Origin of the sequence: Pseudofrankia coriaricola (assembly GCF_032027725.1) — a bacterium.
GTDB lineage: Bacteria > Actinomycetota > Actinomycetes > Frankiales > Frankiaceae > Pseudofrankia.
In genome coordinates, this window is sequence record NZ_JASNFO010000001.1 from 121,110 (window position 1) to 142,653 (window position 21,544).

At 70.8% G+C, this 21,544-nt stretch carries 18 protein-coding genes; 11 read left to right on the forward strand and 7 right to left on the reverse strand.

Going from position 1 to position 21,544, the window contains the following annotated elements; genetic code table 11:
- Positions 1–47: 47 nt before the first annotated feature.
- Genes QOZ89_RS00495 through QOZ89_RS00505 form a run of 3 tightly spaced genes read left to right on the forward strand, consistent with a single transcriptional unit; the run spans position 48 to position 3,174 of the window.
- On the forward strand, positions 48–209 hold the full coding sequence (locus QOZ89_RS00495; RefSeq protein WP_312622650.1) for a type I restriction-modification enzyme R subunit C-terminal domain-containing protein: 162 nt from the start codon (positions 48–50) through the stop codon (positions 207–209).
- Complete coding sequence (locus QOZ89_RS00500; protein ID WP_312622651.1) at positions 206–1,597, forward strand: restriction endonuclease subunit S; 1,392 nt, start codon at positions 206–208, stop codon at positions 1,595–1,597. The genes QOZ89_RS00495 and QOZ89_RS00500 overlap by 4 nt, the downstream gene beginning before the upstream one ends.
- The gene (locus tag QOZ89_RS00505) at positions 1,594–3,174 is read left to right on the forward strand and encodes a type I restriction-modification system subunit M (RefSeq protein ID WP_312622652.1); all 1,581 of its coding nucleotides are present in this window, start codon (positions 1,594–1,596) and stop codon (positions 3,172–3,174) included. The genes QOZ89_RS00500 and QOZ89_RS00505 overlap by 4 nt, the downstream gene beginning before the upstream one ends.
- 254 nt (positions 3,175–3,428) lie before the next feature.
- Here the strand turns inward: QOZ89_RS00505 and QOZ89_RS00510 are convergent, their stop codons facing one another.
- The 3 genes from QOZ89_RS00510 to QOZ89_RS00520 all read right to left on the reverse strand — a co-directional run bounded on the left by QOZ89_RS00510 (position 3,429) and on the right by QOZ89_RS00520 (position 6,382).
- Positions 3,429–4,445, reverse strand: coding sequence for a magnesium and cobalt transport protein CorA (locus QOZ89_RS00510; protein WP_241841793.1), 1,017 nt, complete (start codon positions 4,443–4,445; stop codon positions 3,429–3,431).
- 365 nt (positions 4,446–4,810) lie between these two features.
- Entirely contained in the window at positions 4,811–5,365 is a 555-nt protein-coding gene (locus tag QOZ89_RS00515) for an NUDIX hydrolase (RefSeq protein WP_071049374.1), read from the reverse strand.
- Positions 5,366–5,470: 105 nt separating this feature from the next.
- The gene (locus QOZ89_RS00520; protein ID WP_071049375.1) at positions 5,471–6,382 is read right to left on the reverse strand and encodes a TIGR03564 family F420-dependent LLM class oxidoreductase; all 912 of its coding nucleotides are present in this window, start codon (positions 6,380–6,382) and stop codon (positions 5,471–5,473) included.
- 146 nt (positions 6,383–6,528) lie between these two features.
- Here QOZ89_RS00520 and QOZ89_RS00525 point away from each other — a divergent pair, with 146 nt between their 5' ends.
- The gene (locus QOZ89_RS00525; protein ID WP_312622654.1) at positions 6,529–7,443 is read left to right on the forward strand and encodes a LysR family transcriptional regulator; all 915 of its coding nucleotides are present in this window, start codon (positions 6,529–6,531) and stop codon (positions 7,441–7,443) included.
- A gap of 11 nt (positions 7,444–7,454) precedes the next feature.
- On the opposite strand, the gene QOZ89_RS00530 is transcribed toward QOZ89_RS00525, so the two are convergent.
- Positions 7,455–8,021, reverse strand: a complete 567-nt coding sequence (locus QOZ89_RS00530) for a TetR/AcrR family transcriptional regulator (protein ID WP_312622655.1) — start codon at positions 8,019–8,021, stop codon at positions 7,455–7,457.
- Positions 8,022–8,124: 103 nt separating this feature from the next.
- Between QOZ89_RS00530 and QOZ89_RS00535 the strand changes: the two genes are divergently transcribed.
- From QOZ89_RS00535 to QOZ89_RS00545, 3 genes are all read left to right on the forward strand, one after another.
- Positions 8,125–9,063 (forward strand): SDR family NAD(P)-dependent oxidoreductase, encoded by a 939-nt coding sequence (locus QOZ89_RS00535; protein ID WP_312622656.1) that lies wholly within the window; start codon positions 8,125–8,127, stop codon positions 9,061–9,063.
- Positions 9,064–9,169: 106 nt separating this feature from the next.
- Positions 9,170–9,607, forward strand: coding sequence for a PPOX class F420-dependent oxidoreductase (locus QOZ89_RS00540; protein WP_241841794.1), 438 nt, complete (start codon positions 9,170–9,172; stop codon positions 9,605–9,607).
- Positions 9,608–9,676: 69 nt separating this feature from the next.
- A complete protein-coding gene (locus QOZ89_RS00545) occupies positions 9,677–10,678 on the forward strand; it encodes an ABC transporter substrate-binding protein (protein WP_312622657.1) in 1,002 nt (333 codons plus the stop codon).
- 54 nt (positions 10,679–10,732) lie between these two features.
- On the opposite strand, the gene QOZ89_RS00550 is transcribed toward QOZ89_RS00545, so the two are convergent.
- On the reverse strand, positions 10,733–13,834 hold the full coding sequence (locus QOZ89_RS00550) for a helix-turn-helix transcriptional regulator (protein ID WP_312622658.1): 3,102 nt from the start codon (positions 13,832–13,834) through the stop codon (positions 10,733–10,735).
- A gap of 143 nt (positions 13,835–13,977) precedes the next feature.
- Between QOZ89_RS00550 and QOZ89_RS00555 the strand changes: the two genes are divergently transcribed.
- Both QOZ89_RS00555 and QOZ89_RS00560 read left to right on the forward strand, forming a co-directional pair.
- Complete coding sequence (locus QOZ89_RS00555; RefSeq protein ID WP_071049457.1) at positions 13,978–14,220, forward strand: hypothetical protein; 243 nt, start codon at positions 13,978–13,980, stop codon at positions 14,218–14,220.
- Positions 14,221–14,484: 264 nt separating this feature from the next.
- Positions 14,485–16,116: a serine/threonine-protein kinase gene (locus QOZ89_RS00560; protein ID WP_312622659.1), complete on the forward strand. Its 1,632-nt coding sequence runs from the start codon at positions 14,485–14,487 to the stop codon at positions 16,114–16,116.
- A gap of 427 nt (positions 16,117–16,543) precedes the next feature.
- On the opposite strand, the gene QOZ89_RS00565 is transcribed toward QOZ89_RS00560, so the two are convergent.
- On the reverse strand, positions 16,544–17,419 hold the full coding sequence (locus QOZ89_RS00565; RefSeq protein ID WP_083418771.1) for an SAM-dependent methyltransferase: 876 nt from the start codon (positions 17,417–17,419) through the stop codon (positions 16,544–16,546).
- Positions 17,420–17,629: 210 nt separating this feature from the next.
- Positions 17,630–18,079: a hypothetical protein gene (locus QOZ89_RS00570; protein ID WP_071049383.1), complete on the reverse strand. Its 450-nt coding sequence runs from the start codon at positions 18,077–18,079 to the stop codon at positions 17,630–17,632.
- An 85-nt stretch (positions 18,080–18,164) separates the two neighbouring features.
- Here QOZ89_RS00570 and QOZ89_RS00575 point away from each other — a divergent pair, with 85 nt between their 5' ends.
- Both QOZ89_RS00575 and QOZ89_RS00580 read left to right on the forward strand, forming a co-directional pair.
- Positions 18,165–20,144: a type I restriction-modification system subunit M gene (locus QOZ89_RS00575; RefSeq protein WP_312622660.1), complete on the forward strand. Its 1,980-nt coding sequence runs from the start codon at positions 18,165–18,167 to the stop codon at positions 20,142–20,144.
- Positions 20,141–21,424 carry a restriction endonuclease subunit S gene (locus QOZ89_RS00580; protein ID WP_312622661.1) on the forward strand — a complete coding sequence of 428 codons (1,284 nt, stop codon included), beginning with the start codon at positions 20,141–20,143 and terminating at the stop codon, positions 21,422–21,424. The genes QOZ89_RS00575 and QOZ89_RS00580 overlap by 4 nt, the downstream gene beginning before the upstream one ends.
- The last annotated feature ends 120 nt before the right edge of the window (positions 21,425–21,544 follow it).

A 21,544-nucleotide genomic window follows, 5' to 3' on the forward strand; every position in this document is an offset into this window, starting at 1 on the left:
GGTGATCTACCAGTCGTTGGCGGAGGCGGCACCGGGGCACGTCGCGTGTGCCCGGCCTGATCTCACTCATCAGGTATGAACTGGGTGTGGACGACGCCCCGCGGCCGTACCGGGACACGGTCGACGAACGCTTCGAAGGCTGGATCCGACGCCGGCGTCAGGCCGGTGCCGACCTCACCGACGACCAGCTCTGGAGCGCGGTTTCGTGACCCTTGTCCTGAATCCCGTCGACATAGTCGCCGAGGCGGAGCGCTCCGGTGCTCCCGGCCTGCTGGGATGTCACGAGGCCTGGAGGCGTGTCCCGCTGGCGGACGTGGCGGATGTACGGAACGGTTTCGCCTTCAAGGCGGGCCTCTTCAACCACCATGGCCATGGCATGCCGCTGATCCGTATTCGAGACGTCGGTCGGCTCGCCAGCGATACCTACTATTCGGGTGAGTACGAAGAGGGATACACAGTCCGGGCCGGGGACATGGTCGTCGGAATGGACGGCGATTTTCGGGTGGCCGTCTGGCGTGGCCCCGAGGCGCTTCTCAACCAGCGGGTATGCAAGATCTCCGTTCGTGATCCCGATGTCTATGACCCAGGTTTCCTGCTGCATGTGCTGCAGGGCTATCTCGACGCGATATGGGCGAGAACCTCGTCGGTCACCGTCAAGCACCTGTCGTCGCGGAGCGTTCAGCAGATCCCTCTGCCCCTGCCTCCGGTAGGCGAGCAGCGCCGCATCGTCGAGGCCCTCGAAGACCGCCTCTCCCGCCTCGACGCGGCGGTCCGCGAGATCGAGAACGCCCGCCTGAAGACACGCTCGCTGCGGAAGGCCATCCTGCTCACACTGGTGCCGGAGGACCCGCCGGCGTCGTGGTCGGTGACGACGACGGGCGAGGCCGGAGTCATAGAGCTCGGCCGGCAGCGCCATCCGGCCCGGCACCACGGCCCCGAGATGCGGCCGTACCTTCGGGTCGCCAACGTGTTCGAGAACCGGATCGACACCGCCGACGTCAAGGAGATGGATTTCTCGGGAGTCTTTGCCAAGTACCGGCTCGAGCCGGGCGACGTGCTCCTGAACGAAGGGCAGAGCCCGCATCTCGTCGGCCGGCCGGCGATCTACCGGGGTGTCCCCGAGAACGTCGCCTTCACGAACAGCCTGCTCCGGTTCCGCGCCCGCCCCGACGTGCTTCCGGAATGGGCACTGCTGGTCTTCCGCCGGCATATGCACTCGCTCCGCTTCATGCGCGAAGCCCGAATCACCACGAACATCGCCCATCTTTCCGCGAAACGGCTGGCCACGGTCGAGTTCCCTGTCCCACCGCTCGACGAACAGAAGCGTCTCGTCGGTGTCTGTGACGAGCTGATGAGCGGCGCTGACGCCCTGGACGGCGCCGTGCGGAGTGGTCTGAACAGGGCGGCCCACCTTCGGCGGTCGCTCCTTGCCAGCGCCGTCAGCGGCCGGCTCGTGCCGCGGGACCCCGCCGACGAGCCCGCCCCCGAGCTGCCCGCCCGGATGGGCGACGGGCACCGGGCGGTGACGCGCGGCCGACGGAGAGCCGCCGCCACCGCGCCACGATCGATCCCCGTGCCCCAGGAGCTTCCACTGTGACCCCCGCATCCGCGATCCCCGCATCCGCCACCCAGGCGCGTACTCGGACGAACGCGCTGGTCGCGAAGCTGTGGAACTACTGCAATGTGCTGCGGGACAACGGGCTGTCGACGATCGAGTACATCGAGCAGCTGTCGTACCTGCTGTTTCTGAAGATGGCCGACGAGATCGCCTCCGACCCGTTCACGGAGAAGGAAGCGATGGCTGTCGTGCCGTCCGCCTACGACTGGAGGTCGCTGGTCCGGCTACAGGGCGAGGCGTTGGAACAGCATTACCGGGACATTCTCGGGGCGCTCGGCAAGGGCACGGGTACGACGCTGTCCACGATCTTCGCGGAGGCGCAGAACCGGATCACCAAGCCGGCGCTGCTGGAGAAGCTGGTCAAGGATCTGATCGGCAGGGATGACTGGACGATCCAGGGGACCGACCTCAAGGGCGACGCCTACGAGGGGCTGCTCGCCAAAGGCGGCGAGGACACCAAGACCGGCGCCGGGCAGTACTTCACCCCGCGGGCGCTGATCGACGCGATGGTCGCCGTCACCCAGCCACGGCCTGACGACACGATCTCGGACCCGGCCTGTGGCACCGGCGGCTTCCTCATCGCCGCGCACCACCACATCCGGGAACACCACCTGGGTGATCTCTCGCGCGACGAGCGGCTCGCGCTCGGCGCCGGGCGGATCCGGGGCACCGAGCTGGTCACCGGCACCGCCCGGCTCGCCGCGATGAACATGCTGCTCCACGGCATCGGCGATGCCGACGGCCCGTCGTTGATCACGGTGGACGACGCGCTCGCGGAGAAGCCCACGCGGCACGCATCACTGGTCCTGGCGAATCCGCCGTTCGGCCGGAAGTCCGCGATCACCGTCGTCGGCAACGACGGCAACGTGGAGAACGAGGACATCGCCTACGACCGCGACGACTTCCGCGCCACCACGACGAACAAGCAGCTGAACTTCCTGCAGCACATCATGTCGCTGCTGGCGATGAACGGCCGGGCGGCGGTCGTCCTGCCGGACAACGTGCTGTTCGAGGGCGGCGCCGGCGAGAAGGTGCGCCGGCGACTGCTCGACGAGTTCGACCTGCACACGATCCTGCGGCTGCCGACCGGCATCTTCTACGCCGGCGGCGTCAAGGCCAACGTGCTGTTCTTCGAGAAGAAGCCGCCGCGCGCGGACGGCGGCCCGAACACCTCGACCGTCTGGGTCTACGACTTCCGCACGGGCAAGCACTTCACGCTGCGCCAGCGCCCGCTCCGCCGGGACGATCTGGACGGCTTCGTCGAGAGCTACCTCCCCGGCAAGCCCCGCGCCGAGCGGGTCGAGTCCGAGCGCTTCCGCCCCTTCACCTATGCCGAGCTGATGGCCCGCGACAAGGTCAACCTCGACGTCACCTGGCTGCGAGACCCCTCTCTCGACGACGCCGACAGCCTCCTTCCCCCAGCTGTCATCGCCCGCGAGATCGTCGAGGATCTTCAGGCGGCACTGGCCGAGTTCGCGGCAATAGCCGAATCGCTCGACAACCCCGTGGGCGGGGCCTCCGAGCCAATCCCCCCTCGGCTGAGTCTCGCTGAGTAGCCGTTCCGAAGGCTGAACGATCCGCGGTGGCACCGCTGGAGCGCTGGCCTGTTCGTCGGCTGGTCGCGCCGTTTATGGCGCGGCCAGCCCGATGAACTCGGAGGAACCTGGGCCCGACACGGCTGTCAGACCGCGAAGGGCGGTGGCAGGGCCGATGCGCGCCGCCAGGCCGCCGCCTGCTGCCGCGGGTATCGCGGTGGGGTAGTGCCAGTAGCCGGTGACGCCGGGACACGCTCGGCCCCTGTGGCTCGGTCTCACAGCCAGTCGTTGCGTTTGAAGACGAGGTAGAGCAGGGCGCTGACGGTGGCCATGAACGCCAGGGCGGCGGGATAGCCCCAGACCTGGCGTAGCTCGGGCATGTGCTCGAAGTTCATGCCGTAGATGCCCGCGGTCGCGGTGGGGACGGCGGCGATGGCCACCCACGCGCTGATCTTGCGCATGTCCTGGTTCTGGGCGACGGAGACCTGGGTGAGGGTGGCCTGCAGGAGGGAGCCGAGCAGGTCGTCGAATCCGGCGATCCGTTCGGTGACGCGGTGCAGATGGTCCTCGACATCGCGGAAGTAGCTGCGCACCTCGGGCGGGACCAGTCCGGCGGCGCCGTCCGGGTCGGCGAGGACGCGCAGCGGGGCGGCCAGCGGCAGCACGGCGTGCTTGAACTCGACGACCTCCCGTTTGAGCAGGTAGACCGCTCCGGCGTCGGGAAACCGGGCCCGGTGATCGAACACGGCGCTTTCGAGCGCGTCGATGTCGGTTTCCATCAGGTCGGCGACCTTCAGATAGTCATCGACGATGTGGTCGGCGATGGCGTGCAGCACGATGGCCGGGCCGCGGGCGAGCAACTGGGGGCGGGCTTCCATCCGGGCGCGCAGCGTCTGCAGCTCGCCGTGCGCGCCGTGACGAACGGTGACCACGAAATCGCGACCCAGGAAGACCATGATCTGCCCGGTCTCGACGATCTCCGCGGTCGTGGAGACGTTGTCATGGTCGACATAGCGGATGGTCTTCAACACGGCGAACAGGGTGTCGTCGTAGCGTTCCAGCTTGGGTCGGTCGTGGTTCTGGGCGGCGTCCTCCACCGCGAGCGGATGCAGCCCGAACGTGGCCGCCACCGCGGCCAGGTCATCCTCCGAGGGCTCGTACAGGCCGAGCCACAGGAAGCTGTCCCTCCCGGAGCGCACGGTGCGCAGCGCGGCGTCGAACCCGTGCGGATGCGGGTCGCGCTCGCCGTGGCGGTACACCCCGCACGCCACGACCGCGTCGCGCGCGCCCAAGGGGGGTCCTTCCAGGCTGGACGTGCGACGTCGAGGATGGACCAGCGACACCGGCCTGCGCAGGGCGTCGCCTAACCGCGCGGCACCTTCTCTGACCGTCGTTGCCGGACCCGATATTGGACGACGCGACCTCGGCGGGCGGTCCTGCTCCCAGCTCACGCGGAAAGCCTACGGCGGCCGGCCGGCCGGCCATATCGCCGCGACCGTCACATCCCAGCTTTTACCGGCGGTCATGTCGCGCGCCGCGAGCGCCAATCGACGCCGCGCGGCGCTCCCGACGTCGCACAGCGCCCGCCGACGTTGCCCGCCAACGTCGCCCGCCGACGTCGCCTGACGTCCGTGGATCGGGTCAGCCGAATATCGGGTCAGGCGAGCAGAAGCCGCGTCCGCGTCAGGGTCTCGCGCAGGTTGTCCTCGGCGGCGAGGTCCAGTGCCTCGGGCAGGCTGAGCCAGCGCAGGGGAGTGGTCGGCTTCTCCGGGCTGGCCTCGTCGGGGGTGGCCGTGGCCAGGACGAAGCGAAGGTCCGCGTGCTCATGCGCGGGTTCGCGAGGCGTCCCGGGCACCGAGACCACGACCGCGTGCCGCAGCTCCCCGGTCGGCCAGGGGCGCAGATCCGCGAGGCCCGTCTCCTCGCGGCCCTCGCGCAGGACGACGCTCAGCGGGTCGCTCTCCCCGGGGTCGCCGTGGCCACCGACCTGCAGCCAGCTCCCCATCCTGTCGTGCCAGCGCAGCAGGACGCGCCCGGTCTCGGGATGCACGATCAGTGCCGACGCCGTGAGGTGCAGCGGAACGTCCCGCGACCACGGGTCGGGGGTGCTGGCGATCATCGCCCTGACCCTGGCGACGTCCTTCACCTCGGTCTCGCCAACGGGTAGGTAATCCGCGAGCAGGCCATCCGCGCTGTGGGGGGAGGAGCGCATACGAAGAGAGCCTAGAGGACACCGATCCCCGTACCCCGCCGGCGATCTTCGCGGCATTCGAGGGGTAACCGCCCGCCCCGAGGACCCTTTGCCCGGGCGAGCGGGTTACTCGGACGAGCGGGCCAGCGCGCCAACGACCTCGATCGTGCGGGCGCGGTCGGTGGCGCTGCCGCAGGCGATGATCTGGACCTCGGCCGCGCCGGCGTCGGCGAACTGTCGCAGCTGCCGTTCGACGTCGGCGGCGTCGCCGACGACGGCCGTGTCGGCCGGGCCGTCGAGGCCCTGGCGGTCGAAGATCGCGCGATAGCTGGGCAGGCCGCGTGCCGCGCCGAACGCGTCGTCGATCCAGCGCCGCGCCCCCTCCGGGTCGGCGGTGACGCAGACGCAGACCCCGGCCACCACCGCCGGGGCCGGGCGTCCCGCCGCCGCGGCGGCCCGGGCCAGGGTGGGCAGGAAGTAGCTCTCGAGGAGGCCGGGTCCGGCCCAGGTGGTCAGGGTCCCGTCGGCCGCCTCGCCCGCCAGCCGGAGCATGGCCGGGCCGAGCGCGGACAGCAGCACGGCCGGTTCCTTCGCGCCGGGCACCGCCACCGTCCCCTCGGCCGCCCAGTGCCGCCCCCGGTACGAGACCGGCTCGCCGCGCAGAGCGGGCGTCAGGACGCGCAGGTAGTCACGCAGGTTCGCGACCGGCTCGGCGAACGGGTGGCCGTACCGGGTCTCGATGATCGGAGCGGGCCCCGGCCCCACTCCGAGCACCAGCCGGTTCCCGGTCAGGGCCTGGACCGTCAGCGCCTGCGCGGCCAGCGCCACGGGGTGGCGCGGGTAGCTGCGGATGATCGAGGTGCCCAGGGTGGCGCCGGGCGCCGCCCGGCCGACCGCGGTCAGCAGGGTCAGCGGGTCCCAGCCGTCCCGCTCGCTCAGCCACAGCGAGCCGAATCCCGCCTCGGCCGCCCGCGCGGCGTCGTGCGCGAGGTCCCGCGCCGTCCGGTCACCGTCGTCGAGCCACAGCCCGATCCGCATGTGCTCCTCCGTCTTCCGTCTTCCGTCTTCAGGCGTCGGGTCCCGCGCGTGCCAGGACCATCGCCAGTCAACGAGGCGCCGCGCGGCTGACCAAGGCCCGATTAGCCTGGGCAGCGATAACGAACGTTGATGGAGGGGGCGACGGCGTGGAGCTTCGTCAGCTTCGCTACTTCGTGACCGTCGCCGAGGAACTGCATTTCGCCCGGGCGGCCGAGAAGCTGCACGTCGTCCAGCCCGCGGTGAGCCAGCAGGTCGCCCGGCTCGAGCGTGAGCTGGGGGTGCGCCTGCTGGACCGCTCCTCCCGCCATGTCCGGCTCACAGCGGAGGGGGCGCGGCTGCTCGTCGAGGCCCGGTCTGTGCTCGCCGCGGCGGACCGGACGTCGGCCGTGGCCGCCGAGCTGGTCGCGGCCGGCAGGGCCACGATGCGGGTCAGCGCCAGCCCGGGTCTCGGCCCGCGGCTCGAGCGGGCGCTTCGTGAGCTGCGGGAGGCGGCGGGCCAGCGCGAGGTGGCGGTCGAGCTGGTCAGTGTGCGGATCCCGGACCAGGTGGCGGCGGTGGCGCGGGGCGAGGTCGACGTCGCGCTGGTGCGGGCCGCCCGCCCGAGCCCGGGCGTCCGGGTCGTGGAGCTGTGGCGCGAGCCGCTGCGGGTCGCGATGCCAGCCTGGCTCGAGACGGCACCCCGGCCCGCCGTGGACCTGGCCGCCCTGGCTGGCCTTCCGCTACGGATCCCGTCAGAAGCCTGTGACCCGTTCTTCCGGGCGTTCGTGCTCCGGGCGTGCCAGGTCGCCGGGTTCGAGCCCCGGCTGGGACGGCCGTCCGGCAGTGTCCAGGACACGCTGGTCGAGATCGGCGCCGCCCGCCCGGCGGCGACGGCGGAGGGACCGGGCGGTCCCACCTGGACGGTGCTGCACGGCGAGGCCGCGAAGGACCCGGCGGCCCAGCTCCGCTCGGTGGCCATCCGGCCGACCGACCCTCCGCTGGATGTCCCCGGCTGTCTCGTCGTCGCCGAGACAAAGACGACGTCCTGCGTCGACGCCCTCGCCGCGGCCTTCGCCGCCTAGCGCGGGCCTGCTCAGGGACGGGCGCGCAGCGCGTCCATGAGGAGGTCGAGCAGGCGGCCGGCCTGTGCGCGGTCCTGTCGGTCGGCCGTCGCCAGCGACAGGCCGCTGAGGCTCATCAGAAGGTCGTCGGGCGTCACGTCCGAGCGCAGCGTCCCGGCCGACGAACCTGCTCGCAGCAACGTCGTCACGGCGCCGGTCAGCCGGTCGCGGCTGCGGGAGAAGGGATCGCCGCCGGAGGCGATGAGCGCGCGCAGGGCGTCGCCCATGCCGCGCTTCGTGCTCATGTAGTCGATGAAGTGATCCATCCAGGCCCGTAGAGCCTGATCGGGCGACATCGTGGCCAGCAGGTCGTCGACGGAGTCGCACAGCCGGTCGAGCTCGTTGCGGTACGCCGCGTCGACGAGTGCCTCGCGCGTCGGGAAGTGGCGGTAGAGCGTGCCGATACCCACGCCCGCCTCCTTCGCGATCGTCTCGAGCGCGATGTCCGGACCGTCCTGCGAGAAGGCTCGGACAGCGACCTCGAGCAGCCGCTCCCGATTGCGCCGCGCGTCGGCACGCAGCGGCCGTGTGGTGGCCATCACACCTCCCGCGCGGGAAAGATTCGGAGGTTCCTCCGGTTACTGTTCGACGAGCCGGAGGTTCCTCCGGTTGAGCCTACCGAGCATCGAGAGGGAACGCGTCATGACCGATCGGATCATCACCCCGTTCACCGCCGAGTCGACGGCCGCCGAGGTGATCGACGGCATCGACCTCTCCGGCCGCCGGGCCGTCGTCACGGGCGGCGCCTCGGGCATCGGCATCGAGACGGCGCGCGCCCTGGCCGGCGCCGGCGCGGAGGTGACCCTGGCCGTCCGCAACGTAGAGGCGGGCGACCGCACCGCCGCCGACCTCATCGCCAGCACCGGCAACAAGCAGGTCCTCGTCGCTGCCCTCGACCTCGCCGACCAGGCATCGGTCGCGGCGTTCGTCGCCCAGTGGGACGGCCCGCTGGACATCCTGGTCAACAACGCCGGCATCATGGCCTCGCCGCTCCTGCGGACTCCCGAAGGCTGGGAGCTGCAGTTCGCCACGAACCACCTCGGCCACTTCGCCCTCGCCACCGGGCTGCACGGCGCGCTGGCCGCCGCCGGTGGTGCCCGGATCGTGTCGGTCAGCTCTAGCGCACACCACCGCTCGCCGGTCGTCTTCGACGACATCCACTTCGAGCGCCGCGAGTACGAGCCGTGGTCTGCCTATGGGCAGTCCAAGACCGCCAACGTGCTGTTCGCCGTCGAGGCCAGCAAGCGGTGGGCTGGTGACGGGATCACTGTCAACGCGCTGATGCCCGGCGGCATCCGGACCAACCTGCAGCGCTACGTGTCCGAGGAGGACCTGGAGCGTCTGCGAGCCGCCGCGGGCGGGGCCGACCTCAAGTGGAAGACCCCCGAGCAGGGCGCCGCCACGTCGATCCTCGTCGCGACGTCACCCCTGCTCGACGGCATCGGCGGACGCTACTTCGAGGACTGCGGCGAGGCCGAGGTCGGCACCCTCAGCGCCCGCAGCGGCGTCGCGCCGTACGCCCTCGACCCCGAGGCCGCCGCGCGCCTGTGGGACGTCACTGTCACGACGCTGGCCGGCTGACAGGGTCTAGGCTTTCCCCCGCGGAGCGCCGGCAACGGCCCGTCAGGCCCGGTGTCGATGGGCCGGGCCTGGGCAGAACCATGCCGCACCGTGACATGAGTGGGCGGTGACACGGAGGGAGGACCTGGCCGTGGCGAAGCCCCCGTTGCCAGAGAAGGTCAGCGAACTACTGGTGAAGCCGAATCCGAGCGTGATGACGACCATGCGACCGGATGGTCAGCCGGTCTCGGTGGCCACCTGGTACCTGTGGGAGGACGGCCGGGTGCTGGTCAACCTGGACGAAGGCCGCAAACGGCTCGAGTACCTGAGGTCCGACCCCCGGGTGTCGCTCACCGTGCTCAAGGCGGACGACTGGTACACGCACGTCAGCCTGCAGGGCCAGGTGGTAGAGCTGAAGGACGATCCGGACCTGGTCGACATCGACCGGATCGCCACGCACTACACCGGCCAGCCATACCCCGACCGGGTCCGCGGGCGGGTGAGCGCGTGGATCGAGGTGGTGACCTGGCATGGCTGGGTGTCCGGCAGAAAGATGGCCACCTGATCCTTGCCTGGCCACCCGGCGCTGGCCACCGAGTACTGGCCACCGGGTACTGACCGCGATTGCTGACTGATGGCGGCGGTGCGGGCGGTGCTGGTGACGGCGATGTCCGGGCCCCTGGCCGAGTACGGCCGGGCCGGCGCGGCCGCCCTCGCCCTCTGGGCAGAGGAGTTCGCCGGGCCGGACCGGGTGTCTCTCGAGGTGGTTGACGCCCATCCGGATGCGCGCGCGGCGGCCCGCCGTGCCGAAGGCCTGCACCCGGACCTGTTCTTCGGTCCGTACGGGAGCCGCTCGGCCGCCGTCGCCGCCGCCGCCACCCGTCGGCTCGTCTGGAACCACGGTGGCGCCCTGGTTCCGCCACGGAACAACGTGGTGAGCATCCTCGCCCCGGCGGACACGTACTTCGCCGGCACGGTGGAGATGATCCGTCGGGATTTCCCCGGCATCCGGACGGTCGGCGTGCTGCACGGCCCCACTGGATTCGCGCGCGGCGTCGCCGCCGGCGCGGTGGCGCGGGTGGAGCGGCACGGCCTCGACGTCCGCCCGGCGGTCCTGCCCGCCGCGCCTCCGCGCGCCGGCGCACTGTTGGTGGCGGCTCGTTTCGACGAGGAGCTCGCGGTCGCCCGCACGGTGGACCGTGCGGGGTGGCGGGTGCTCGGTTTCGTCGCGGCCGGTGTGCGGGAGGTGCTCGCCGAGCTGGGTGACGCGCGGGAGGGTCTCGTGGGCCCGGCGCAGTGGCTGCCCGAGGCCGCGCCCGAGCCGGACGAGGGGCCCACCGCGGCGTCGTTCGTCGCCGCCTACCGGGCCCGCACCGGCTCTGAACCGCCGTACCCGGCCGCGCAGGCGTTCGCCGCGGGCCTCGTCGCCCTGCGCTGCCTGCGGGCGTCGGGTACCGCCAGTGACGACGCTCTGCGGACGGCGGCCCAGCGCCTGACGTGCACGACGCTGTTTGGCCCGTTCCGCGTCGACGCCTCCGGACGGCAGCTCGGGCACCAGGTGCTGACGGTGCAGTGGCAGAACGGGCGACGGGTGGTCGTCTGGCCACCGGAACGAGCGAACGCCTCGCCACGCTGACCCAGTCCCCACATCGATACGCGCCGGCAGGGCGGGGAACACGTGGGCTGGCCGTCAGCGGGAGTGCTGTCCGTCTGTATCCGCCCGGGGCTGGAGGACGGCACCGAGCTGGGCCCGGGAGGAGACATCGAGCTTGCTGAAGATGTGGGTGAGGTGTCGTTCGACGGTTCGGGTGGACAGGAACAGCTCCGTCGCGATCTGGCTGTTGGTCCGGCCGGCGGCGGCCAGGGCGGCGATGGTGCGTTCCCGTGGGCTGAGGGCGTCGTCGTGCGTCCCCTGGCCGGATGCGCCCTGGGATGCGCCGCGCTGAGGCGTGGCCCCGGATCCGGTCCGGACGCCAAGTCTGCGCAGCTCGCGGGCCGCCTCGTCGCGGTAGCGCAGCGCTCCGTAGAGCTCGAGCTCGGTGCGGGCCCGCTCCAGAAGGTCGACGGCGCCTTCCCCGTCGGCGGTCCCACGGACGTTGGTTCCTCCGGGGGTCCCGTCGCCCGCGGTCTTGCGGCCGGCGGCGGCCAGGGCGCGTCCGGCCAGCAGCCGGGCGCGGGCGGCGTACAGCCGGGCGGAGATACGGTCGGCGGCGGCGGCGGAGACGAGCGCGGCCGACGCGGCGGCCTGGTATTTTCCCTGGGCGAGCAGGAGGTGCGCGCGTGCGCTTTCGGTCTCGGCGCGCGGCAGGCTGAACGGCGCGACGCCCGGCAAGGCGGCGTCGAGGCGTGCGATCCACTCCTGCGCGGCTGACAGGCGGCCGCGCTCGGTGTCGGCGCGGGCGAGCAGGTGCCAGGCGCGGCAGCGGTTGGCCCAGGGCAGGCGTTCGGCGTCGGGTCCGCCCGCGGCGTCGAGGACGACGGCGACGCAGCGGGCCGGCCGGCCGGCCTCCAGCTCCGCCTCGCCCAGGATCCAGGCATCGACGGCGGCGAGCATGGTGTGCGGGTTGCGCCGGGTGATCGCGCGGCTCTCCTGCCCGCTGGCCAGCGCGAGGTCCAGATCGCCGCGTGCCGTTGCCACCCAGGTGCGGGCCTGCAGCGCGAAGGCGATCAGGTTGTCGTGGCCGCCGAGCCGGGCGCTGTCGACAGCTTCCTCGGCCGACTGCGCGGCCTCGCTCAGCCGGCCGAGCAGGCGCAGCGCACCGCACTTCATGATGATCGTCTGTACCATGTACTGTCCCTGCCCGGTCGCGCGGGCAAGCGCCACGCCGCGGTCCGCGTGTCGGACGGCCTGCTCGAACTGTTCGAGGTTGAGCCCGGCCCCGGCCAGGTGAAAGGTGATGTCCAGGCGTCCAGCCACCTCGGCGTCGCTCATCGTGTCCGCGAGTGTCGCGGCTGTGCGCAGCGTGTCGTCGGCGAGTTCCGCGGTGCCCATGCCGAACTCGCTGAAGGCGACGAGCGTGAGCGCGGAGGCCTCGATGGCCTGGTCGCCGACGTGACGGGCGACCGCCGCGGCCTCGGCCGCCCAGCGTCGCTCCGCGGGCCAGTCCAGGCTCCAATGAGCGTCCGCGGCAAGTTCGATCATGAGGGTCGCCGCCTCCGCCGAGCGCCGGTCCGCCAGCGCGTCGAGGGCGAGTCGCAGCCGTCGGCGCGCCTGGTCGTGCAGGCCCAGCACGGTCTCCACCGCCGCGCAGAACGCCTGCAGGCGAGCCGCCATCCCCACCTCTCCCGCCGGGAGGTGGGCAAGGGCCAGTTCAAGCGCGCGGTGGCTGTCCTGGAACTGCCCGGCCGCGCCCAGCGAGGTCGCCAGCGCCACGAGCAGATCAAGCCGTGTCCGGGTATCAGCCGGACCCACGGGCAGCAGCCGCAGCGCCGCGTCGAAGCGGCGGGCGGCGACCAGCGGGGCCTGGCTGGCCACCGCGTGACCGGCGGCGGTGAGCGCGGCCACGGCCTCGAGATCACCGGGCTGCGCGCAGGCCTGGACATGATGAGCGAGCTCCACGGCCGCCGCGCCCCGGGCGCGCAGCGCGTCGGCGAGGCGGCGGTGCGCCTCGATCCGCCACCCCGGCCCGGCCGACTCGTACACGGCGCGGCGGACCAGCGGGTGGCGGAAGGCGAAGCGGCGCGGCACGTCGGTCTGCGTGACCAGCCCGACGCTCGCCAGCTGGTCGACCAGGCTGAGGGCGTCCGAGTCGGCCATCCCGGCGGCGAGCGCCGCGAGTTGGATGTCGAACGGTTCGCCGGCGACCGCCGCGCCGTGCACGAGGGTGCGCGCCGCGTCGGGCAGGGTGGCGATCTCCTGTCCGATCGCGGCGATGACAGCAGCGGGCACCGCGCCCGCGGAGGTGCCGCCGGAGACAACAGTGCCTCCTGAGACGACAGTGCCTCCTGAGACGACAGTGCCTCCTGAGACGACAGTGCCTCCTGAGACGATGCCGCCACGGACGGCGGTCCCGCCGGAGCTGGCGGTCCCATCGCGGTCGGCGGCCCGCGCCAGCTCCAGCAGGTAGAAGGGGTTGCCCCCGGACTCGGTATAGAGGTGCTCGAAGGTTCCGCGGCGCACCGCCGCACCGGCGAGCAGCTCCGCGTCGGCTCGCCGCAGCGGGCCGAGCTCGATCGTCTCGACGTGCCCCGAGAGGTGCCCGCGGTCGAACGCGGCCCGGAGTCGATCCGGCAGGTGCGCCGGCCGGTAGCCGACCGCGATCAACACCGATCCGGTCGGGGGGTGCGCCAGCAGGTAGGTCAGCAGCTCGCCCGACGCGGTGTCGCTCCAGTGCACGTCGTCCAGCACGAGGACCAGGGGTGCCGGTTCAGCCAGCAGGCTCAGCAGCGCGCGGACCGCCCGGTGAATCCGGTACCGCTCGGCGGGCAGGGTGAGCACCGGTCCATCGGCCCGGTGTTCCAGCGCCGGAAAGACGGTTCCGAGATGGGCGAGGACGGCGGGAGCCAGCCGTTGCAGCGCGCGATCATCGAGCCCGGCGAGATAGTCGTCCAACGCATCCACGAAGACGGCGAACGCCAGGTCGTCGTCGAACTCCGCGGCGGCCCCCTCCACGACGAGGAAACCCCGCCGGTCAGCGCGACGGGTCGCCTCGGCGAGCAGCCGCGACTTGCCGATCCCCGGTTCGCCGACGACCCGCACGAACGCGGACCGGCGGGAAGCCCGCGCCGCGGTGAGTCCCCCCAGGACGGCGTCGATGGTGGCGAGCCCACCGTCGCGGCCTACCAGCCGCATAGCCACCTGTCCAGAATAGTGGGCGGATTCCCCGACGATGGCGGACGTCCGCCGCGAACGTGACGGACCGTCCCCCATCCGTGCGGGCATCTGGCGGAGGTCCCCGATGCCGCGACCTCCTACCGGTGCACATGATCGTCGGTATGGCCACCTTCCGGCTCAGCCACCGGCACACCCCGCGGGAGTGCCCGGCGGCGTTCGCCTGCTGGCGCGGCTTCCCGAGTCCGCTGCGCCACCACCCGACCACCGGAAGCTGTCATCTCGACGACCACCAGCTCTGGTGGGACGTCGAGGCAGACGACGCCGACGCGGCGCTCGCCCTTCTGCCTCCCTTTGTCGCGGCTCGCACCACGGCAAGCCCCATCGGAGACGTGCGCATCCCATGAACCCATCCCAGCTTCCTCGGGCCCGTCCGCCGGCTGCCGGACCTTCACTCCAGGCACTTCCAGTCCTCCAGGCTCTCCAGCCGCCGGCGCCGGTGTCGTCGAGGTGTGCCTCGTTCCGCGGAGGCCGGACCGGATGCCAGGTGACCGATGTCCAGTGATGGTGACGGCGACGGTGCGGGCGTGGCGGCAGGGGAACCAGAAATGATCGTGATGCCTGGCGAGCACCGCGTTCCGTTGCGGCCGTTGCGGTCCACGGATCCCCCGATGCTGGGACGCCACCGGCTCGTCGGCCGGCTGGGCAGTGGCGGAATGGGGGTCGTCTACCTGGCCGAAGGCCCGCGAGGCCGGGTCGCGCTCAAAATGATCCGCGCCGAGCTGGTCGACGACCCCGACTACCGAGTGCGGTTCCAGCGCGAGATCCAGGCATGTTTCCGGGTCGAGAGCGCCCACACGGCCCGACTGGTCGATTTCGAGCTGGATAGCGACCGGCCGTGGCTGGCGACCGAGTTCATCGACGCCACGGACCTGGAACGGTGGGTGCGTACCCACGGTCCGCTGCCCGATGCCGCCCAGCGGACCCTGGCCGCGGGGCTCGCCGAGGCGCTCGCGGCCATTCACGCGGTCGGGCTGGTGCACCGCGACCTCAAGCCGTCCAACGTGTTGTGGACGGCCGACGGCCCCCAGGTCATCGACTTCGGGATCGCGGCGGCGGCCGACGCCCGTCCGTTGACCGCGACCGGCCAGTTCATCGGTACCCCCGCCTGGTTCTCCCCCGAGCAGGCGGCTGGCGGCGAGGCCACCACCGCCACGGACGTGTTCGGCTGGGGCGCACTGGTCTGCTTCGCCGCTTCCGGACGGCCGCCGTTCGGCGGCGGCCGGGCCGAGGTGGTCCTGGACCGCGTCCGGTCCGCCGAGCCCGACGTCGACTATGACCAGGTCGCGGCGCCGCTGCGAGCCCTCGTCCGCCGCGCGCTGGCCCGCGAGCCGGCATCGCGACCGACGGCCGAGGCGTTGCGCGACGAGCTCGCCGACCCCGTCGGCGGAGCCGTGGCGTTGACGGCTCCCCACGACGGTCCGACGACCGAGGTCACCCGGGTGCTGCCGCCTGACCTGATGGTTCCCGGCGGATCGACTCCGCCGCCGGCCTGGCCCCGATCTCCGACCCCGGTGCCGACCCCGATGCCGGTGGTGCGGCGGCGTCGGTGGCCGTATGCGGCGGCGGGGGCGCTGGCCCTCACGGTCACGGTGATCGTGGCCGGATCCCTCGCGGGCGGAGGGGACGGCGGCGGCCAGGATGTGAGCAGCACGGCACCAGGATCGACACCATCCGCGACACCGTCGACCGCGCAGACCACGACGCCGAGCCCGGCACCGACCACGCTGACATCCTCCTACCGGGCGGACGCGCCGTGGCGGATCGTCATCCGCAACACGGTCGAGAAGGCCGATCACGGCTGTGTGGTAACGCTGCGTGATGTCGACGCCGACGGCAAGGAAATCGGAAACGCGACGGACCTGTACGGAATGTGGACCTTCCAGATTTCGACCAGTGGCAATTTCCAGTGGGAGGTGAACGACCCCGGTTGCCTGGTGATGGCGATCGCGGGCACAGGTGCGGTCACGCTGCCCTTCACCCAGCCGGCGAACGAGGGCGACACCGCCGCCTTCGCCGCCCCGGCCCGGGTGGCCGTGGAGGTCGTGGACTTCAACGGCACCGGGGACTGTTCCCCCACGCTGCACGACGCCACCAACGGCGAGGAGCTGGATACCCGTGCGGTCCGGCACGGCGACGGCGCCGGCCCGGTGGTCCTGGACCCGAAGGGACGCACACAGGTGTACCTCAACGACAAGAGTGATCACGCCTGCGCCATGCGGGTATCCGCGGCTTCGGGGTGACCGGCGGTCGTTTTGCCGTCTGGACACGTCGCCGGCGACCCTCGATCTCTGTGGCCGAGCCCAAACCGGCTCACTCGTCGATCGACGACCTGAGGTGATGCCCAGGGCTGCGCGAAGGTCGCCTAGCGTAGTGATCGATTACTTTGGGTGGCTAGGAACTGGAGTGCCCGGTTGCGGTCTCCGGCGATGTATTCGAGGGTCTCCTTGATCTTTGTGGCGCTGTGGAGGCGAAGGAGGGCGCGGCGCCAGCGAGTGTGGCGACGACCGCGACAGCGAGTACGAAATAGAGGTCGTACATCTTTCCGCGGGCTGCGCGGAAATCTTTCACCCGGCGCAGCATCTCGAGAAGTCTGCTGGTCTTGTTCTCACCGGTCTGGTGGCGGGACGCGGCGAGGATGCCTTCCAAAGCGGGTCGATGTGTTCGGGCCTATGGTTTGCGGGCTACTCCGGCGTAGGCGAGGCGCCCGCCTTCTTCCGCCTCCGGGCTGTCCACGACGGTTGCGTCGGGACGCCACCGGTGTAGCGGAGTCACGCCGGGGTCGACGACGTCGAGGCCGTCGAAGAACCGCAGGATCTCGTCGTGGGTGCGCGGATGGACCGGAATGTTCTGTGCGCGGTAAATGTCGACGGTCTTGGCGACCTGGTCCGGGCTGAAGTCGGTGGTGAGATAGGTGACGGTCAAGTAGCTACCCGACGGCAGGGCGTCGATCAACTGGCGAACGATGCCTTCGGGGTCGGCCTGCTCGGGGATGAACGGCAGGAGCGCACCGAGAGACAGCCCTATCGGACGGGTCAGGTCTAGCGTCTCCAACAGTTCCGGCGCTGTCAGGATGCGCTGGGGGTCGCGGAAGTCGGCGTCGAGGTATGCGGTTGCGCCCTCGGGACGGCTGGTCAGCAATGCCCGGGCGTGGGCCAGCACGATCGGGTCGTTGTCGACGTAGACCAGCCGCGAGGTCGGCGCGACCACTTGGGCGACTTCGTGCAGGTTCGGGCTGGTCGGTATTCCGGTGCCGATGTCGAGGAACTGGCGCAGGCCGGCCTCGGCGGCTAGATACCGGATCGCTCGGACCAGGAACGCCCGGTTCTGCACGGCCCCGTGGACGACCTCGGGCATGGTCGTGCGTACCTGCTCGGCCGCCTGCCGATCAGCTGGGAAATTGTCCTTGCCGCCGAGGTAGTAGTCGTACATCCGGGCGGAATGGGCCACGTCCGTCTTCAGGTCCACTGGCGTTAGTGGCCCATCGACCGCCGACTTCGGCCATTGCGTGAGCCCCGCCTCCCAGGCGCCACCGTCCGCGACCACTACTAACCCCCTGTAGTCTCATGACCTGTCATGAGGCAGCTTAATTCACCCAGATCATCCCGCGGCTACGGCATGCGGTCCGCCCGGATCGTCCTGCCCGACCGACTTCACGAGGAACGCCGGCGGTCGATGCCAGCGCTGGTCGTGGCCGTGTCGCGATTGGCACCCGGCTGACAGAGGACCCGTCGCCCGTGACCGGCGTGATCGGCCTCAGTGAGGCCCGACACAAGCGAGCAACGTAAGGTCGCCGCCCCAACCGGAGACGTCTCCCTCCATGGCGTGCGGCACCGGCCAGCAACAGTACGCCTGACACCATCGACTGCACCGGGTCGTCGATTGCACCGGGTCGTCGATGAGCAGGAAGCCGAACGGGCTGTCGGCGGTCCGCGCCCGCGGCGGGAACAGCGAGAGCGCGAGGGAGTGCTGTTCGCCCTGGCTCATGACGGCCAGCGCCGGGGCCCGCTCGTCGTCGACGGAGACGTCCATGACGAGCCTGCGGACGTTGGCCTTCTCGCTGCCGTCGAGGCGGACCTCGTTCAGGCTGACGTTGCTCTCCTGCCGCGGCTGTTCCCAGATCGCCTGGGCCTGGCCGCCGAAGGCGTCCATCCGCTGGCGACGCTCGCCCGGCTGAGCAATACCGTGATCGACCAGACGCTGCACGGGCTGACCGCCGGGATCCTGGCTCCCGGTCGGCAGGCTCCGGGCCAGCCCACGCCGCCGCGGGACGAAGGAACGAGGAGACGCTGTGAGCACGGTACCCAGTCACTCCCGGACCGCCGCCGACATCTGGTCGGTGGCCGACCTGCTGCGCGGCGACTACAAGCGGCACGAGTACGGCGGCGTCATTCTGCCGTTCACGCTGATGCGCCGCCTGGGCGCCGTCATGGCCGAGAGCCGGCAGCCCGTGCGCGACAAGGACGCCTCGCTAGCCAACCAAAACAAGCACCCCCTTCTGGTGAGCGCTGCTGGGCGGCAGTTCTACAACGTGTCCAAGCAGGATTTCTCGACGATCGCCTCCGACTCCACCAACCAGGCAGTGGTGGCGAAGAACCTTCGGGACTACGTGAACGGCTTCTCGCCGAACGTGCGCGCCGTCCTGGAGGCCTTTGGTCTGGATAACCAGATCGGCAGGCTGGCAGGCTCCAAGCTGCTCTGCCAGGTCATCGGTCGGTTCACGAAGATGGACCTCGGCGGCCTGTCCAGCCACGACATGGGCTACGTCTTCGAGCACCTGATCCGCAAGTTCGCGGAGGACTCGAACGAGACCACCGGTGAGCACTTCACCCCGCGTGAGGTCATCGAGCTGATGGTCAACCTGCTGGTTGCCCCGGACGCGGACACCGTCGCCGTGCCGGGCCAGGTGATCAACGTTTTCGACCCGGCCTGCGGGACCGGCGGCATGCTGACCGCCGCCGCGGACCATCTGCGGAACATGAACCCGGGCGCCAACGTGTTCCTCAACGGCCAGGAGGTCAACCCCGAGTCGTGGGCGATATGTCAGTCGGAGATGCTGCTGCGCGGCCAGCGCGGCGACATCGCGCTCGGCAACTCCTTCAGCCAGGACAGGTTCGCCGGCAAGCGGTTCGACTACATGCTCGCCAACCCGCCGTTCGGCGTGGAGTGGAAGAAGGTCAAGGACGAGGTCGAGCAGGAGGCCGAGCTGGGCCACGCCGGCCGGTTCGGTGCCGACCTGCCGCGGATCAACGACGGGTCGTTCCTCTTCCTGCAGCACATGATCTCGAAGATGGAGCGGGTCGAGGGCAAGGGCGCGCGGCTCGCGATCGTCTTCAACGGCTCGCCGCTGTTCACCGGCGCCGCCGAGTCCGGCGAGTCGAACATCCGCCGCTGGATCCTGGAGAACGACTGGCTGGAGAGCATCGTCGCCCTGCCCGACCAGCTCTTCTACAACACGGGCATCTCCACCTACTTCTGGATCCTGTCGAACCGCAAGGCGCCCGTGCTGCGGAACAAGGTGATCCTGCTCGACGCCCGCGACCAGTGGGCGAAGATGCGCAAGTCCCTGGGGGACAAGCGCAAGCTCATCAGCGATGCCCAGATCAAGCACATCACGAGGCTCTACGAGCGGTCCGTCGACGTCGCCGCCAGCCCGGACGACCCCGACCACGGCAAGGTGAAGATCTTTGCGACGCGGGACTTCGGCTACCACCGCGTCACGGTGGAGCGGCCGCTCAAGCAGCGCTTCGAGATCACCGAGGACACCCTGCTCACCCTGGCCGAGGCGAAGGCCCTCGCCCGATGGGGCGGCAGGGAGAGCCTGGTCGAGGCCCTGCGCGGCGCGGTCGGCTCGGTCTGGTGGAGCAAGGATGAGGCGACCGCCGCGCTGCTCGGCATCGCCATGGGCGCCGGCGCCAGCCTGCCCGGCACGGCGGTGCTGCTCAAGGCCGTGTGGTCCGCCGTCGCGGTCTCCGACCCCGAGGGCGAGGTCCAGCGCGACAGGAGCGGGAGCCCGCTGCCCGACCCGGACCTGCGCGACTACGAGAACGTGCCCCTCGACGAGGACATCGAGGCCTACTTCGCCCGTGAGGTCACTCCCCACGTCGCCGACGCGTGGATCGACCGCGAGAAGACCAAGGTCGGCTACGAGATCCCCTTCACCCGCCACTTCTACGTCTACACGCCGCCCAGGCCGCTGGCCGAGATCGACGCCGAGCTCCGCGACCTCGAGGCCCAGATCCAGAAGCTCCTGGGCGAGGTCACGGCGTGAGCGGTCCTCCTGCCTGGAGGTCGACGCGCGTCTATCGCGTGGCGACCGTCAATGCCCGGATCGGCTGGAAGGCGTTGACGGCGAGCGAGTACCAGCCGGACGGCTATGTCTTCCTCTCGACCCCGAACATCAAGTCCGGATCCATCGACTTCGAGAACGTCAACTACATCAGCGAGTTTCGGTACGAGGAGTCCCCGGAGCTGAAGCTGGCGGTCGGCGACGTCCTGCTCGCGAAGGACGGGAACACGCTCGGGATCACCAACGTCGTCCGCGAGCTGCCGAGACCGGCCACGGTGAACGGTTCCATCGCGGTCCTTCGGCCGTTCGGTGTCGGCTCGCGGTTCCTGCGTTACTCCCTGGCCAGCAGCCCGACCCAGAGCCTCATCGAGGAGCTCAAGGGGGGCATGGGCGTTCCGCATCTGTTCCAGTGGGACATCAACCGTCTCCCGGTCCCACTGCCGCCACCCGACGAGCAGCGCCGTATCGCCGACTTCCTCGACGCCGAGACCGGTCGGATCGACAGAATGATCGGGCTTCACAGGTCCCAGCTCGGCCTGGTCGCCTCGCGGACGCGCGCGCATCTTCATCAGCTGGCCGAGGACCTGAGCCGGGAGCACGGCGTGGTGAAGGTCCGGCATGTGCTCCGGAAGATCGAGCAGGGATGGTCGCCGCTGTGCGAGGAGCGCCCTGTGGAGGGAGAGGAGTGGGGCGTCGTCAAGGCGGGCTGTGTGAACGGGGGCGCCTTCGACGCGAGCCAGCACAAGTCCCTCCCGGCCGGCATCCCACCGGACCCGCGTTTTCGCCTCGCGCCCGGCGACCTTCTCATGTCGCGCGCCAGCGGGTCGGTCGAGCTGATCGGGAGCATCGCCGTCCTGCCGGAGGACCTGCCTCCCAGGCTCCTGCTGTGCGACAAGATCTATCGGCTCCGGATGGATCGCACCCGCATGGCTCACGAGTTCGTCGCGTTCATGCTTACGACGCATCGGGTGCGCGAGCTGATCAGGATCGGGATATCCGGCGCCGATGGCATGGCGAACAACCTGCCGACGGCGACCGTCACCAACCTCCCGCTGCCAGATGTTCCCCTGGCGAAACAGGACGCCGTCATCCGCGAGCTGGCGGCTCGCCGCGGTATGGCGCAGGAGTCCGCGCGCGCCCTGACGCAGCAGATCAACCTCCTGGCGGAACGCCGACAGGCGCTCATCACCGCGGCCGTGACCGGCCAGATCGATGTGACAACCGCGCGTGGGCTGGTGCCAGATCAAAGGAATGCCGCATGACGCCGGGGGCGCACACCATTCGGTAGGCGAGTCCAACGCCTGGCGCCAGGCCGTCGACCGGAAACCGATCACCTTCACGACGCCGTCCTCCACCTCACCGCCGCGGCCCCCTGAGCCGCT